The sequence below is a fragment of the Streptomyces sp. NPDC107546 genome (assembly GCF_055639175.1).
Genome location: NZ_JBVKBA010000007.1, coordinates 73884 through 88673, shown reverse-complemented (window position 1 = coordinate 88673; position 14790 = coordinate 73884). Strand labels below are relative to the sequence as shown.

General features: G+C 69.9%; 16 protein-coding genes. 2 read left to right on the top strand and 14 right to left on the bottom strand.

Translation table 11 applies throughout. From position 1 onward, the window contains the following. Nucleotides 1-12 precede the first annotated feature (12 nt). Nucleotides 13-846 carry a methylenetetrahydrofolate reductase gene (locus ACZ7L1_RS12575; RefSeq protein WP_471436559.1) on the bottom strand — a complete coding sequence of 278 codons (834 nt, stop codon included), beginning with the start codon at nt 844-846 and terminating at the stop codon, nt 13-15. A 3-nt stretch (nt 847-849) separates the two neighbouring features. Then, on the bottom strand, nt 850-2520 hold the full coding sequence (gene betA, locus ACZ7L1_RS12570; RefSeq protein WP_471436557.1) for a choline dehydrogenase: 1671 nt from the start codon (nt 2518-2520) through the stop codon (nt 850-852). Nucleotides 2521-2675: 155 nt separating this feature from the next. On the opposite strand from betA, the gene ACZ7L1_RS12565 reads away from it, so the two are divergent. Further along, nucleotides 2676-3473, top strand: coding sequence for an IclR family transcriptional regulator (locus tag ACZ7L1_RS12565; RefSeq protein WP_471436555.1), 798 nt, complete (start codon nt 2676-2678; stop codon nt 3471-3473). A gap of 48 nt (nt 3474-3521) precedes the next feature. Here the strand turns inward: ACZ7L1_RS12565 and ACZ7L1_RS12560 are convergent, their stop codons facing one another. The 9 genes from ACZ7L1_RS12560 to ACZ7L1_RS12520 all read right to left on the bottom strand — a co-directional run bounded on the left by ACZ7L1_RS12560 (nt 3522) and on the right by ACZ7L1_RS12520 (nt 10435). Continuing rightward, the gene (locus ACZ7L1_RS12560; protein WP_471436553.1) at nt 3522-4655 is read right to left on the bottom strand and encodes an aromatic ring-hydroxylating oxygenase subunit alpha; all 1134 of its coding nucleotides are present in this window, start codon (nt 4653-4655) and stop codon (nt 3522-3524) included. A 129-nt stretch (nt 4656-4784) separates the two neighbouring features. After that, a complete protein-coding gene (locus tag ACZ7L1_RS12555; RefSeq protein ID WP_471436552.1) occupies nt 4785-5987 on the bottom strand; it encodes an NAD(P)/FAD-dependent oxidoreductase in 1203 nt (400 codons plus the stop codon). Continuing rightward, nucleotides 5984-6346 (bottom strand): bifunctional 3-phenylpropionate/cinnamic acid dioxygenase ferredoxin subunit, encoded by a 363-nt coding sequence (locus tag ACZ7L1_RS12550; RefSeq protein ID WP_471436550.1) that lies wholly within the window; start codon nt 6344-6346, stop codon nt 5984-5986. Before ACZ7L1_RS12550 ends, ACZ7L1_RS12555 begins: the two co-directional genes overlap by 4 nt. A gap of 245 nt (nt 6347-6591) precedes the next feature. Further along, nucleotides 6592-7221 (bottom strand): MBL fold metallo-hydrolase, encoded by a 630-nt coding sequence (locus ACZ7L1_RS12545; protein ID WP_471436549.1) that lies wholly within the window; start codon nt 7219-7221, stop codon nt 6592-6594. After that, entirely contained in the window at nt 7221-8306 is a 1086-nt protein-coding gene (locus ACZ7L1_RS12540) for an S-(hydroxymethyl)mycothiol dehydrogenase (RefSeq protein ID WP_471436547.1), read from the bottom strand. The genes ACZ7L1_RS12545 and ACZ7L1_RS12540 overlap by 1 nt, the downstream gene beginning before the upstream one ends. 299 nt (nt 8307-8605) lie before the next feature. Further along, a complete protein-coding gene (locus tag ACZ7L1_RS12535) occupies nt 8606-9046 on the bottom strand; it encodes an SRPBCC family protein (RefSeq protein ID WP_471436545.1) in 441 nt (146 codons plus the stop codon). Nucleotides 9047-9131: 85 nt separating this feature from the next. Continuing rightward, the gene (locus ACZ7L1_RS12530; RefSeq protein ID WP_471436544.1) at nt 9132-9470 is read right to left on the bottom strand and encodes an ArsR/SmtB family transcription factor; all 339 of its coding nucleotides are present in this window, start codon (nt 9468-9470) and stop codon (nt 9132-9134) included. Beyond that, complete coding sequence (locus ACZ7L1_RS12525) at nt 9467-9931, bottom strand: SRPBCC family protein (RefSeq protein WP_471436933.1); 465 nt, start codon at nt 9929-9931, stop codon at nt 9467-9469. The genes ACZ7L1_RS12530 and ACZ7L1_RS12525 overlap by 4 nt, the downstream gene beginning before the upstream one ends. Nucleotides 9932-10246: 315 nt before the next feature. Continuing rightward, the gene (locus ACZ7L1_RS12520) at nt 10247-10435 is read right to left on the bottom strand and encodes a hypothetical protein (protein ID WP_471436542.1); all 189 of its coding nucleotides are present in this window, start codon (nt 10433-10435) and stop codon (nt 10247-10249) included. Nucleotides 10436-10744: 309 nt separating this feature from the next. Between ACZ7L1_RS12520 and ACZ7L1_RS12515 the strand changes: the two genes are divergently transcribed. Continuing rightward, nucleotides 10745-11470: a lysophospholipid acyltransferase family protein gene (locus ACZ7L1_RS12515; protein WP_471436541.1), complete on the top strand. Its 726-nt coding sequence runs from the start codon at nt 10745-10747 to the stop codon at nt 11468-11470. 75 nt (nt 11471-11545) lie between these two features. On the opposite strand, the gene ACZ7L1_RS12510 is transcribed toward ACZ7L1_RS12515, so the two are convergent. The 3 genes from ACZ7L1_RS12510 to ureG all read right to left on the bottom strand — a co-directional run bounded on the left by ACZ7L1_RS12510 (nt 11546) and on the right by ureG (nt 14713). After that, nucleotides 11546-13144: an alpha/beta hydrolase gene (locus ACZ7L1_RS12510; RefSeq protein ID WP_471436540.1), complete on the bottom strand. Its 1599-nt coding sequence runs from the start codon at nt 13142-13144 to the stop codon at nt 11546-11548. Between the two features lie 139 nt (nt 13145-13283). Next, nucleotides 13284-14048 carry an urease accessory protein UreD gene (locus tag ACZ7L1_RS12505; RefSeq protein WP_471436538.1) on the bottom strand — a complete coding sequence of 255 codons (765 nt, stop codon included), beginning with the start codon at nt 14046-14048 and terminating at the stop codon, nt 13284-13286. Further along, on the bottom strand, nt 14036-14713 hold the full coding sequence (gene ureG / locus ACZ7L1_RS12500) for an urease accessory protein UreG (RefSeq protein WP_471436931.1): 678 nt from the start codon (nt 14711-14713) through the stop codon (nt 14036-14038). Before ureG ends, ACZ7L1_RS12505 begins: the two co-directional genes overlap by 13 nt. Between the last annotated feature and the right edge of the window lie 77 nt (nt 14714-14790).

The following is a 14790-nucleotide window of genomic DNA, read 5'->3' as shown; positions in this document are numbered from 1 at the left end:
GGCTGTCCGGGCTCAGCCGAGCCTGTCGAGCAGTGCGCGGCGCCAGCTCTCGGTCTCCGCGATCTGGTTGAAGGTGAACAGGTGCAGGCCCGCCACCGCCGCCGAAGGCGCCGTGAGCGTCTCCGCCGCGCGCGTGAGCAGTCTCTCGGGCGCGTACCCGCCCGGCGTCGCGAACCGCAGGAACCACGACGGGTGCCGGGTCAGGAAGCGCGTCGACTCCCCCACGCCGATCTTCGTCGCCATGGACAGCAGTTTGGCCCGCTGCACCGGCCCGGCGACCCCGACGTACAGGGGCAGCATGACGTCCCGGCGCCTGATCCGGGCGATCCAACGGCCGAGCACGCGCGGGTCGAAGCACAGGTTGCTGACGATGTACGTGGCGTGCGCGCGCTTGTCCCACATCGCCTGGACGGTGGTGTCGTCGTGGATGAGCGGATGGCTCTCCGGATAGCCGGTGATCCCCGTCTCCGCGAAGGGCCTGCCCAGCTCGCCGAGCCGGCGCAGCACCGGCAGGGCCGCGTCGTACGGCCCGGCCGGCGGATCGGCGTCCCCCGCCGGCACGAACACGTCGTCGACCCCCGCCGCACGCAGCCGCTCGGCGACGTCCTTCAGGTGCGTGTCGTCCCGCAGCAGCCGTGCGGGCACGTGCGGGACGACGCGGAAGCCGTGCGCGGTGAGCCGCTCAGTGAGGGCGAGGGTCGGCTCCAGACCCTTGACCGGCGACGCCGTGACCGTGACCTGGACGTCGCGCGGGACATGGGCGAGGACTTTCTCCTCGGTCGCCTTCGCCGGCAGCACCTCGTAGCGGACGCGGCCGAGCAGCGCCCGCAGGGCCTCGGCGCCCAAGACCTACCCGGCCTGCTTCTGGGCGTCGCGGTGCCGGTAGTAGGCGGCCTTGGAGGGCGCCGGCGGCTCCTTGCCGAGGATGAGGTCGGCCGCCTTCTCGGCGATCATCATCACGGGAGCGTAGATGTTGCCGTTGGTGACGTACGGCATCACGGACGCGTCCACCACGCGCAGCCCCTCCAGGCCGTGCACCTTCATGCTCAGCGGGTCGACGACGGACATCTCGTCGGTGCCCATCTTGCAGGTGCACGAGGGGTGCAGGGCGGTCTCGCCCTCCTTGGCGACCCAGGCGAGGATCTCCTCGTCGGTCTCGACGGAGGGTCCGGGCGAGATCTCGCCGCCGTTGTAGGGGGCGAGCGCGGGCTGGTCGAGGATCTGTCGGGCGACGCGGATGGCCTCGACCCACTCGCGGCGGTCCTGCTCGGTGGAGAGGTAGTTGAAGCGCAGCGCGGGGTGCTCGCGCGGGTCCTTGCTCTTGATCTTCACGGAGCCGATGGCGTCGGAGTACATGGGCCCGACGTGCACCTGGTAGCCGTGGCCGCCGGCCGGTGAGGAGCCGTCGTAGCGGACCGCGACGGGCAGGAAGTGGAACATCAGGTTGGGGTACTCGACGTCCTCGTTGCTGCGTGCGAAACCACCGGCCTCGAAGTGGTTGGTGGCCGCCGGGCCCTTGCGGAACAGCCACTGCAGGCCGATGAAGGGGGCGCGCCACTTCGCCATGTACGGCTGCATGGAGACGGGCTGCTTGCAGGCGTACTGGACGTACACCTCCAGGTGGTCCTGCATGTTCTCGCCGACCCCCGGCAGGTCGTGGACGACGTCGATGCCGAGGGCGGACAGCTCGGCGGCGTTGCCGACGCCGGAGAGCTGGAGCAGCTGCGGGGAGTTGATGGCGCCACCGCACAGGATGACCTCACCGGCCCGGACCTGCTGGGCGGCGCCACGGCCGTGCCGGTACTCGACGCCGACGGCGCGCCTGCCCTCGAAGAGGACCCGGGTGACGAAGGCGCGGGTCCTCACGGTGAGGTTCGGCCGCTTCATCGCGGGCTTGAGGTACGCCTTCGAGGCCGACAGCCGACGCCCACGATGGACATTGCGGTCGAACTTGGCGAAACCCTCCTGCCGATAGCCGTTGACGTCGTCCGTGGGTGCGTAGCCCGCCTCCTGGGTGGCCTTGAGGAAGGCGGTGAAGAGCGGGTTGGTCGCCGGGCCGCGCTCCAGGACGAGGGGGCCGTCGTGGCCGCGGAACTCGTCGTCGGGGTCGGCCGCGAGACAGTTCTCCATCCGCCGGAAGTACGGCAGACAGTGTGCGTAGTCCCAGGTCTCCATGCCGGGGTCGGCGGCCCAGCGCTCGTAGTCCATCGGGTTGCCGCGCTGGAAGATCATGCCGTTGATGCTGCTGGAGCCGCCCAGCACCTTGCCGCGGGCGTGGTAGATGCGCCGGCCGCCCATGTGGGGCTCGGGCTCGGACTCGTACTTCCAGTCGTAGAAGCGGCTGCCTATGGGGTAGGTCAGCGCCGCGGGCATGTGGATGAACACGTCCCAGGGATAGTCGGAGCGGCCCGCCTCCAGCACGAGCACCCGGTTTCCGGGGTCGGCCGAGAGCCGGTTCGCCAGTGCGCTGCCGGCTGATCCACCGCCGACGATGACGAAGTCGTAGTGCAGGGGAGCCATGGTGCCTCGTCTCGCTCGCTCGCGCCGTCGATACGCGGGGCATGCTAGTACGGGTATCGCTATACGCACTAGGTTGCGGAACGCGCAACTTGCACGGTCTTCGTTTCGCGGGGGTTACTTGCATGGCCGTTGTTTACTGCGCGTATAGTTTCACCATGAGCAACTTCAGTCCGGATACCGAAACGAACGGTTCACACGCCGGCGGGGTGCAGTCCGTCGACCGCGCCATCAGTGTGCTCGAGATCCTGGCCCAACGCGGCGAGGCGGGCGTCAGCGAGGTGGCCGCCGAGATCGATGTCCACAAGTCCACCGCGTTCCGGCTCCTCGGAGCCCTGGAGGCACGCGGTCTGGTGGAGCAGTCGGGCGAGCGCGGCAAGTACCGGCTCGGCTTCGGCATCGTGCGCCTGGCGGGCGCGGTCACCGGGCGCCTCGACCTCACCCAGCAGGGCCGTCCGGTGTGCGAGCGCCTCGCGGAGGAAATCGGCGAGACGGTCAACATCGCCGTCATGCAGGAGCACTACGCGATCAACCTGTACCAGGTGCGCGGTCCCGCCGCCGTCGCCGCGCACAACTGGGTCGGGGAGCTGACCCCGCTGCACGCCACCTCGAGCGGCAAGATCCTGCTGGCCCACCTGCCCGCCAAGGAGCGCGCCGCGCTGCTGGCGGAGGCCGGCCTGAAGAAGGTGACCCCGCACACGATCACCGCCAAGACGAAGCTGGAGAAGAACCTCGCGGAGGCCCGGGAGCGCGGCTACGCCTGGACGCTGGAGGAGCTGGAGATCGGACTGCACGCGATGGCGGCGCCGATCCGCGACCGCGAAGGCCAGGTCATCGCCTCGATCAGCGCCTCCGGTCCCTCCTACCGGTTCACCGAGGAGCGCATGCACGAGCTCGCTCCGGTGCTCCTCAAGGGCGCGGAGGAGATCAGCCACCGCATGGGATACCTCGGCTGAGCGTGCTCGCACGTAGGCGCCGGCCGCGGGCCCTGCGCCTCGCCGGTGCTACTGAGGCTGCCGGGTGCCGAGGCGCTCGTGCACCCAGTCGTGGAAGGCGCCGATGTGGTGCTCACTGGGCACCAGGACGCCGCCCTTGGCGTACAGCCGGGAGCTCATACCGGGCTGCGTGCGCTCACAGGCGTCGAAGTCCTGGCGGTTGACGCGGTCGAAGAGTTCCACGGACCGGCTGACGTCCTTGCCGCTCTCCACCACGCCCGGCAGGTAGAGCCAGTCGCACTCGACGATCGTGCGGTCGACCGCCACCGGGTACATGCGGTGGAAGATCACATGGTCGGGCACCAGGTTGATGAAGACCTGCGGCTTGACGGTGATCGCATAGTAGCGGCGGTCCTGTTCCTCGGAGACCCCGGGGAGACGGTCGAGGCCCTCGGAGCCGTCGACGGTGAAGCCCTGGATCTCCTCGCCGAACTCGGCGCCGTGGCCGACGTAGTACTGGGCGGCGTAACCGTCCGCGAACTCGGGGAGCACCTCGGTCAGTTCCGGGTGGATCGTGGCGCAGTGGTAGCACTCCATGAAGTTCTCGATGATGAGCTTCCAGTTCGCCTTGACGTCGTAGACGATCCGCTTGCCCACCGCCAGGTTGTCGATGTCGTAGCGCTCGATCGACTCCACGTCACCGAGGCGGGTGATCACCTCGCCGATGACGTCCTCCTCGAAGGAGGGCGGGTTCTCCGCGAGGCACACCCAGACGTAGCCGAGCCATTCGCGGACGGCCACGCTCACCAGGCCGTACTCGGTGCGGCCGACGTCGGGCATCTTGGTGAGGTTGGGCGCCGCCACGAGCTTGCCGTTCAGGTCGTAGGTCCACGCGTGGTACGGGCACTGGAAGGCGCGCTTGACCTCGCCGGTCTCCTCCGTGCAGAGCTTGGCGCCGCGGTGCCGGCAGACGTTGAAGTAGGCGCGTATGGAGTTGTCCCGGGCCCGGGTGACGAGGATGCTCTCGCGGCCCACGTCGACGGTGCGGAAGGCGCCGGGCTTGGGCAGGTCGGACGCCCGGGCGACGCAGAACCACATCGTCTCGAAGATGCGCTCCTGCTCCTGGGCGAAGATGCCGGGGTCCGTGTAGGACGAGCCGGGGAGGGTGGCGATCAGGCTGTCCGGCAGGCTTGTCGAGGTCACGCTGCACTCCTCGGGAAACGTCGTGGAAGGGGCGGGCACGCGCCGGGAAGAGCGACTTCAGGCGTCGTTGTGTATGGAGCAACGCTGCGCGTCATATGCAACGCAGCATGAGAGGCCGCCTCAGCGGTGTCAAGGCCTGGCCGCGGTGAACTGCTTGCGCCAACGGGTGAACAGCCTCGGCTGGTTCATCCCGAGCACGGCGACCGGAGTACCGGCCCTGCGGTAGACGGCCAGGAAACTCCGGTCGTCGGTGGCGCCTTCCTCGACCGTCACACTGTCGGCGCCGGCGGCATGGCCGACGAACTGGATCTTCACGCCGTACTGGTCGGACCAGAAGTACGGCGGTCGCGGCACGCCCGGCTGCGTCGCGCCGTACGCGAGCAGCGTGGCCACAGCGGCGTCGGGGCGCTCCTGTGCGCCGGTCCAGTGCTCCACGCGGCGGTGGGTCCCGGCATGCGGGTCGTACCAGTTGGCGCAGTCGCCGACGGCGACGACTTGGGCGAGGCTGGTGCGGCCGTCGGCCCCGCACTTCACGCCGTTGTCGAGCGCTACGCCGGATCCCTCCAGCCACTCGACGCAGGGACGCGCGCCCACACCCACGACGACGGTGTCGGCGGGGATGCTGCGGCCGTCCTCGAGCAGGACCGCGTCCACCCTCCCCCAGACTCCGTCCGGGGGGACCCCCATCTCGCTTCCCTCGCCCCCGCTCAGCCCCTTGACCCCCACTCCGCACAGGAGCCGTACGCCGTGGTCCGTGTGGAGGGCGGAGACGACGCCGCCCATGGTCTCGCCGAGCGGTCCGATAAGCGGGGTGGGGGCCGCTTCGACCACCGTCACGTCCACTCCGAGGGCGTAGGCGGTGGAGGCGACCTCGGCGCCGATGAATCCACCGCCGATCACCACCAGCCGTCCGCCGCGGGCCAGGTCGTCGCGCAGGGCGCGGGCGTCGTCCAGGGTGCGCAGCACATGGACGCCGGCAAGGCCCTCGGTGCCGGGCAGCGTGCGCGCGGCCGCACCGGTCGCGATGACGACACCGTCGGCACGGATCTCCCGGCCGTCGGCGAGCCGGATCGCCCGCTCTGCGCGGTCGAGCCCGGTGGCGCGGGTGCCGAGCACCCATTCCGCCTGCAGGTCCTCGTCGTCCCTCTCCAGCGCGAGATCCGCTTCGCCGAGGGCGCCGGCGAGGAACTCCTTGGACAGCGGCGGCCTGTCGTACGGGCGGTGGGGCTCGTCACCGATGACGACCAGCCGACCGTCGTACCCCCGTTTCCGCAGCGAGCGCGCGGCCGACAGTCCGGCCAGCGAGGCGCCCACCACGGCGACGGTCCTCACGCGGGGCCTCCGGCCAGGCGGGAGGCGAGGCAGGGCGGCAGGTTGGGGGCCTCGGTCGACAGCTGGACGTAGATCATGCCGTCCTCGACCAGGACCTCGTGGGTCCGCACCGGCAGCTTGGCCGGCGGGGCGTCCACCGCTCCGGTCCTCAGGTCGAACTTCGAGGCGTGCAGCGGGCATTCCACCTCGCAGCCCTCCAGCCAGCCGTCGGCGAGCGAGGCGTCCTGGTGGGTGCAGGTGTCGTCGATGGCGAAGACCTCGCCGTCATCGGTGTGGAACACCGAGACCGGCGGGTCGATGTCGAGCCGGTGGGCCTCGCCTCGCGGCAGATCCGCGAGACGGCACGCGGGAATCATCATGACACCTCGGTGCGTATAGCGAAACGGATTGCGATTAGCGCAACGTCAGTCTGCGGGCCGCCCTGAACCGTTGTCAAGGCGTCCAAGGCCCGGGTTGAGCCGGGCCCGAGGCCGGTTTTCCGCGCACGCCGAAGCGGCCTCGAAAGCGGAGGTGAGCAGGCGCGACAGGTGTGGCGCGGGGCAGCGACGGCCTCGCCGCCGGCGCCGTCGTCGGACGTCGCCGGGGCGAGGCCGTCAAGCGGCGGTCAGAAGCCGCGGTCGATCCACTCCTGAAGGTGCGGCGCTTCGGCGCCGATGGTGGTCGTCTCCCCGTGGCCGGTGTGCACGACGGTGTCGCCGGGCAGCGCGAGGAGGCGTCGACGGATCGAGTCGATGATGGTGGGGAAGTCGCTGTACGACCGCCCCGTCGCCCCCGGACCGCCGGCGAAGAGCGTGTCGCCGCTGAAGAGGACGCCGAGGGCCGGGGCGTACAGGCAGACGGCGCCCGGGGCGTGGCCGGGCGTGTGGAGCACGGTCAGCTCGGCGCCCGCGACCGCCACGGTCTGCCGGTCGGTCAGTTCCGCGTCGGGCGCCCGGTCCGGATGGGTCTGCTTCCACAGCGGCAGGTCGTCGGGGTGCAGCAGGACCGGGGCGCCGGTGCGCTCAGCCAGGGCGGGGGCCGCGTCGATGTGGTCGTTGTGGGCATGGGTGCACACGATCGCCGTCAGGCGCCGGTCGCCGACAGCGGCGGCGATGGCGTCGGCGTCGTGCGCGGCGTCGATGACGATCACCTCGTGGTCGTCGCCGACGATCCACACGTTGTTGTCGACGTCCCAGGTGCCGCCGTCGAGGGTGAACCGCCCGGAGGTGACGAGCCGTTCGATGCGCGCTTCCATCACAGCACCACCACCGAGCGCAACACGTCGCCGTGGTGCATGCGCTCGAAGGCCTTCTCGACCTCGTCCAGCGCGATGGTCTCGGTGACGAAGGCGTCCAGATCCAGCCGGCCCTGCAGATAGAGGTCGATGAGCATGGGGAAGTCGCGGGAGGGCAGGCAGTCGCCGTACCAGGACGACTTCAGCGCCCCGCCCCGGCCGAAGACGTCCAGCAGCGGCAGCTCCAACTGCATGTCCGGGGTCGGTACGCCGACCAGAACGACCGTGCCGGCCAGGTCGCGGGCGTAGAAGGCCTGCCGGTAGGTCTCCGGGCGGCCCACCGCCTCGATGACGACATCGGCGCCGAATCCGCCGGTGAGGTCCCGGATCGCCGCCACCGGATCGGTCTGGCTGGAGTTGACCGTGTGGGTCGCGCCCAGCTTCTTCGCGGTGGCCAGCTTGCGGTCGTCGATGTCCACCGCGATGATCTTCGCCGCACCCGCCAGGTTCGATCCGACGACCGCCGCGTCCCCGACACCGCCGCAGCCGATGACGGCCACACTGTCACCGCGTCCCACGTTCCCGGTGTTGATCGCCGCGCCGATGCCCGCCATCACTCCGCACCCCAGCAGTCCGGCGGCGGCCGCCGACGCCGCCCGGTCCACCTTGGTGCACTGCCCGGCCGCCACCAGAGTCTTCTCCGCGAAGGCGCCGATGCCGAGCGCGGGCGACAGCTCCGTGCCGTCGGTCAGGGTCATCCTCTGCTTGGCGTTGTGCGTGTCGAAGCAGTACCACGGCCGGCCGCGCAGACAGGCACGGCACTGGCCGCACACCGCACGCCAGTTGAGGATGACGAAGTCACCGGGCGCCACGTCCGTGACACCCTCGCCCACCGCTTCCACCACACCCGCGGCCTCATGGCCCAGCAGGAAGGGGAAGTCCGCGCTGATGCCGCCCTCGCGGTAGTGCAGATCGGTGTGGCAGACCCCGCAGGCCTCTATCTTGACCAGCGCCTCACCCGGACCCGGGTCGGGCACAACGATCGTTTCCAGGCTGACGGGGGCGCCCTTGCCCCGGGCGACGACAGCACGGACCTGGTGAGCCATGGCCACTCCTCGGCTGACAGAAGGTCGAGACGTTGCCTATTACGACACGCATCTCGTATTTCGCAACACAGCATCGTGGAGAGCGAACCAGCGGTCAAGGATCCGTCACGCAATCCGACGGAGGCCGTCAGCGTCGGTCCGGGCACGGGCCAGGGCCTGTCCGGCGGATTCTTGAACCGCCTCGCGCCCCGGTCCGTTCGCATGGTCATGGGGCGGGGTGATCACGAACAGCGAATGGTCGCGGCTGCTGCCGCAGGCGACCGGGCGCTGCCAAGCCAAGATTCGCCGGACAGGCCTAGCTAGTGCCAGTCACTGATCTTGACGTCGTACGGCGCCGGCTCGCCCTTGCCGGTTTCGACGAGTTTCTTGAGGCTCATCAGGAAGGTCGCCCACTTGGTGCTGCAGTGGTACATGAACTCCACCGGCTCCTTCCAGCCTTCGTGCCGGAACAACACGATCGTGAAGCCGTCCTCCTGCTTGAGCTCGAAGCGGATCTGCGTGCCGATCCACTCCTCGGGGCCGTCGACGACCTCCCAGACCACCCGCTCGGCGGGCTGAGCCTCCAGGACCTTCATGTCGAACCCGCCGGGCTCGAAGCGGAACCGGATCACTCCCCCGACGTCGGCGTCACCGTTCGTCTCCTCCGTCCACCAGCTCGCCAGCCCCTCGATCGTGGTCAAGGCTGCGTAGACAGCGTCGGGAGATGACGTGACTCCGATCCTGTGCAGGATGTCCACCATCTCGATGCCCTTTCTCGTGTGGGCGCCCGCGCTCAGGCGCGTTCACAGCACCGCATTGGATGCGGCAACGTGCGTTGGTGAAGGGTCAGCCCTGTTGGCTGCGCTGGATTGCTTCGGCGATCCGCTTGATGCGCTGCAGCCGCGCGTCCCAGGCGGCCCCGACCGACGACAGCTGCGCGACCGCGCGGGCGAACTGTGCCTCGTCCACCTCGTAGCGGCGCTCGCGTCCGGACGGCTTCACCTGGACCAGCCCGACCCGGTGCAGTACGCCGAGGTGTTTGGCGACCGCCTGCCGCGTGACCGGCAACTGATCGCTCAGCGTGGTCGCCGTCCCGCCGCCGCCGGTCAACAACAGGTCGAGCATCCGGCGCCGAGTCGGGTCCCCCACGGCCGACCACAGCTCGTCGTCGATGGTGACGCTCACGACGTCGACACCAGCCGTCCGACGTATGCGACGAGGCGGGGCAGGAAGTGGTCCCAGCCGGTGACGTGCTGGCGGTACTGCTCTTCGAGCACGGCAGCCTCCCAGCCCTTCTCCCGGAACCCCGTCTCCGTGAAACGCAGCAGCGTGCCGGCACCCGACGGGATCAGCTCGAACGTCACCAGGAGTGAGTTGGTCGGCGTCGCGGCCTCATCCTCGTCGTACACCCACCGGAAGCAGAACCGCCGGGGTGGGTGGGCCTCGATCACCGTCAGCGCTACGACCTTCGCCTCCGGCGAGGTTCTGTCACCGAACGTGATGAGCCCGGTGGCACCGGGCACCGGCTCGAGTTCTGCTTCGTCCGGCCACCACTCCCGCAGGTGCTCGGGCCTGCTGATGACCTCGTAGACCACCTCGGGCCTGGCGTCGATGCGGATCTCCCGCTCGATGCTGCCGTACTCCATCCCGCTCACCCAACCTCTCGCAACCTTTGGTTGCATATCACTGTAGAGCCACCTTCCGGTCATGGGCAACCTTTGGTTGCTCTAAGCAGTGAGCCGTGTGGACCTGGTGGTAATGCCGGTCGAACGCCTCGGGGTCGTCCGGCGTCCCGTACAGGGCGAGGAAGCGAACCGTCATCCTGCCGCCCTCCGGTACTGGACGAGGACGGCGGCACCGGCCCGCTCGGCCGACAGGCACTCCAGGTCAACGCGCGGGCCGTCGTCGGGGAACAGCCTCTGGCCGATGCCGAGGACGGTGGGAAAGGTCAGCAGCCGGTATTAGTCGATCAGTTCCTCGGCCATCAGCGCCCGTACGACGCTCACGCTGCCGGTGATGATCACATCGCGCTCCTCGCGCTTGACGGTGTCGATGAGGCTGCCGTCGATGACCCGGGAGTTCGACCACGCACCGCATCGCGCCGCCAGGGGGCTGACGCACTGCGCTGCGGGGAGCGGCGGGCATGCCACTGTCCGCCGATCGGCCCACGACGTGGCCGGGACCTCCGTCCGCCCGGTCGCCTCTGCTTCACCGTGCGCAGCCGCGCTCCCCCGGTGGGGCCGGAGGAACGCAGACCTGGACGGGGCATCATCGCCCTGACGTCACTTCGAAGCGGGCGGTGCGGCCGGCTTCCGAAGGAAGCCCCTGAAGCAGCATGAGCCCGACCAAAGGCGGTTACAGATGACTACAGTCGCACCTGGGCCAACCCTCGGGATCCTGGCCTTGACCTGGGAAAAGCGCCGGCTCGAAGCCGACCTGGCAGAGTGAGGGGCCCCGCCGTGTTCTATTACCTGCTCAAATACGTCCTTCTCGGACCCCTGCTGAGACTGGTCTTCCGGCCGCGCATCGAGGGCCTCGAACACGTTCCGGCCCAGGGGCCGGCCATCATCGCCGGCAACCATCTCTCCTTCTCCGACCACTTCCTGATGCCCGCGATCCTCAAACGGCGCATCACCTTCCTCGCCAAGGCCGAGTACTTCACCGGCCCCGGCATCAAGGGCCGGCTCACCGCCGCGTTCTTCCGCAGCGCCGGTCAGATCCCGGTGGACCGCTCCGGCAAGGAGGCCGGGCAGGCCGCGATCCGCGAGGGCCTCGGCGTCCTCGGCAAGGGTGAACTGCTGGGCATCTACCCGGAGGGCACCCGCTCCCACGACGGCCGCCTCTACAAGGGCAAGGTGGGCGTCGCGGTGATGGCCCTCACGGCGAAGGTGCCGGTCATCCCCTGCGCGATGATCGGCACCTTCGAGGCACAGCCCCCGGGCCAGGTCATCCCGAGCATCCACCCCGTGGTGATCCGATTCGGCAAGCCCCTGGACTTCTCGCGCTACGCCGGCATGGAGAACGAGAAGGCCGTCCTGCGCGCCATCACCGACGAGATCATGTACGCCATCCTCTCCCTGTCCGATCAGGAGTACGTCGACCAGTACGCGGCGGCTGCCAAGGCGGAGGAGGCGGCGAAGAACGTGGAGCGGACTCGCAAGCTTCCGCGGCTCCCTCTGAGTTGAGGCGCGTAGGCGGACGACGAAGGGGCGGCCGGGATCGGCCGCCCCTTCGCGCGTGCGTGCGGCGAGGACCGCCTACTACGGCTTCGGCGTGGCGTGCGGCGTGCACGTCACGTCGGCGCCGTCCGTCCTGCCGGTGAGCAGGTAGGTGTCGACCCGGTTGTTGATGCACGGGTTGACCAGGCCGGTCACGCCGTGGGAGCCCGCGTCCTTCTCGATGATCAGGCGGGAGCCCTTGAAGCGCTTGTGCAGCTCGACCGCGCCGTCGAAGGGCGTCGCGGCGTCACGGGTGGACTGCACGATCAGGACGGTCGGCAGGTCCTTGCCGGTCCCCACGTCGACCGGGTTCTGCTGCTTGACGGGCCAGGTGGCGCACGGCAGGTTCATCCATGCGTTGGCCCAGGTCATGAACGGGTAGTCCTTGTTGAGCCGGGTGTTGTCCCGGTCCCACTTCCGCCAGCTCTTCGGCCACTTGGCGTCGGTGCACTCGACGGCCGTGTAGACGGCGTTGCCGTTCTCCGAGGCGGTGTTGCCCGCCGTGTCCGACAGGTCCGGCGCCGCCGCGTCGACGAGCGCCTTGGTGTCTCCGGCGACGTACTTGCTGAACACGGTGGCGACCGGCACCCACGAGGAGTCGTAGTACGGGGCGCTCTGGAAGAAGGAGATCAGCTCGGCCGGGCCGACGACACCGCCGATCGGGCTCTTCTTCGCCGTGGCGCGCAGCTTCAGCCACTTCTCCTGCACCGCCGCCCGGGTCGTGCCCAGGTGGAAGAAGGCGTCGTTCGCGGCGACCCAGTCCTCCCAGTCCTTCCAGCGGCCCTCGAAGGCGACGTCCTGGTCGAGGTTGGCCTGGTACCAGATCTTCTCGCGCGACGGGTTGACCACGCTGTCGACGATCATGCGCCGGATGTGGCCCGGGAAGAGCGTGCCGTAGACGGCGCCCAGGTAGGTGCCGTACGACACACCCAGGTAGTTGAGCTTCATCTCGCCGAGCGCGGCACGGATGACGTCCAGGTCACGGGCGGTGTTGGGCGTGGTCATCTGCTGGAGCATCGCGCGGCCGGTGCGCTCCAGGCAGCCCTCCGCGTACTCGCGCGCCAGCTTGCGCTGGGCGAGCTTGTCCGCCTCGGAGTCGGGGACCGGATCCGCCTTCGGCGCCTTCACGAACTCCTGCGGGTCCTCACAGGAGATGGGCGCGGAGTGGCCGACGCCGCGCGGGTCGAAGCCGACGAAGTCGTACGCCTTCGCCACGTTGGCCCAGACGGGGTTCTTGGTGGTGACCCGGCGTGGGAAGCGCAGCCCGGAACCGCCGGGTCCGCCCGGGTTGTAGACGAGGGCGCCCTGGCGCTCCTGCTTGGTGCCCGTGTTCCCGATGCGGTCGACGGCGAGCCTGATCTGCTTGCCGTTCGGGTGGGCGTAGTCGAGCGGGACGGTCACCCAGCCGCACTGGATGGGCTTCTCCAGTCCCCAGTCGGCCGGGCAGTCCTGCCAGTCGATCCCGTCCCTGGCGGCCCGCGCGGCGGCGATCGCGGCGCCGCGGGCCTCCCGGTCCTGGCCGTGGCGCGAGTCGGCGGTGGCCGACGGTGCCGCCACGGCGCCGGCTATCAGCGTCGCCGTGACGAGCGCCCCCGCGGAGCCGAGCGCGGACGCTCGCCTCGTCGGTCTGATTCCCCTCAAGTGGGACCTCCCCGTACGTCGTTGCGATGGGTACGGGGGATCCTTTCGGCTGTGAGCTCCCTGAGAACAGGGGGTATTTGACTTTCTTTACCAATCCGATAACCGGTACAGCGCTGTCCGTTGAGCGGAGAGTCGGGTCTCAGCCAAGTGCGTGCAACGCCTCGTCCAGCGTCCTCCGCAGCCGCAGCGCGTCGGGCGCGACCGCGGTGACGAGCACACCGGGCCCGGCAAGCGGGGTGAGCGCGGCGCACTCGCCGAGCGGCCGTGCCGTCGCGGGCGTTCGCTCGAACTCGGGCCGTACGACGATCAGTTGCCCGAGCGCCCGATGTCCCGCCAGCACGGCGGGCCCGTCCCAGCCGCCGGGGGCGCCCGGTCCGCAGGCCACCTCCTGGTCGAGCAACGGCCGTCCGCCGAGGCGCACGGTGAGACGGCTGGTGAGCCGTCCGGGCTCCTCACCGGCACGCCCGAGGACCTGTTCCTCGCGGAAGACGAGACGGGCGCCCGGCGCGAGGTCGATGCGTGAGGAGACGTACAGCTCGCTTCCGTTGACCGAAATCAACTGTTCGGGCAGCCAGCGCAATTCGCCGTCGGCGGCCACGCCGAGCCGGACGTCGTAACGGGCCTCGCCCTTCGCCTGGCCGGGCAGCGCGATGGTCGCGGCGGCGGATCCGACGTGCAGCAGGGCGCCGCTTCCCACCTCGGCCTCGACGGCGAAGTGGTCCCCGCCGAGCGGCCCGCTCATCGCGCCGACGAGCATCACGCGCGCCTCCTCGCCCCGCGCCCGCGTCCGGCGCAGCGCGAGCGGCCCCTCGCCGGTCAGCACCGGCAGGGCCGTACCGCCGCGGCCGTCGTCCCGGGCCACGATCCGCGCGGTGGCCCGTACCCCCGTGGTCACACCGACCATGCGGCGAGCCGCTGCCGCACCCAGTCGGCGACGGCGCCGACGCCGGCCTCGCTGCGCAACGACTGGAGGACGACGGGCAGTTCGCCCCGCTGTTCCTTGGCGTCGGCGGCCATCCGGGCGAGGTCGGAACCGACGTACGGCGCCAGGTCGGTCTTGTTGACGACGAGCAGATCGGCGGTGGTGACCCCGGGACCGCCCTTGCGCGGGATGTCGTCCCCGCCGGCGACGTCGATGACGAAGATCTGCGCGTCGACGAGCCCCTTGGAGAAGGTGGCGGTGAGGTTGTCCCCGCCGGACTCGACGAGAATGAGGTCGAGCGGCCCGACGGCGTCCTCCAGGTCCTCGACGGCTTCGAGGTTGGCGGAGATGTCGTCCCGGATGGCGGTGTGCGGACAGGCGCCGGTCTCGACGGCGGTGATCCGCTCGGGCGGCAGCACGGCCTCCCGCAACAGGAACTCGGCGTCCTCCCGGGTGTAGATGTCGTTGGTCACGACAGCGAGCGACAACTCGTCCCGCAGGGCCCGGCAGAGCGCGGCGACGGTGGCGGTCTTCCCTGATCCGACGGGCCCGCCGAGCCCGATACGCAGGGCACGCCGGGATCCGTCGGGGCGGTGGGCGTCGGCGCTGAGGGCGGCGGGGCCGTCGTGAGTGTGGTCGAGGTGCATGAAGCGGCTCCTGGATTTCATGGCCGGGGTTTACAGGGGAAGCTCTGAGGGCGGCGCCTTCTCAGCCGGGTCCGGCA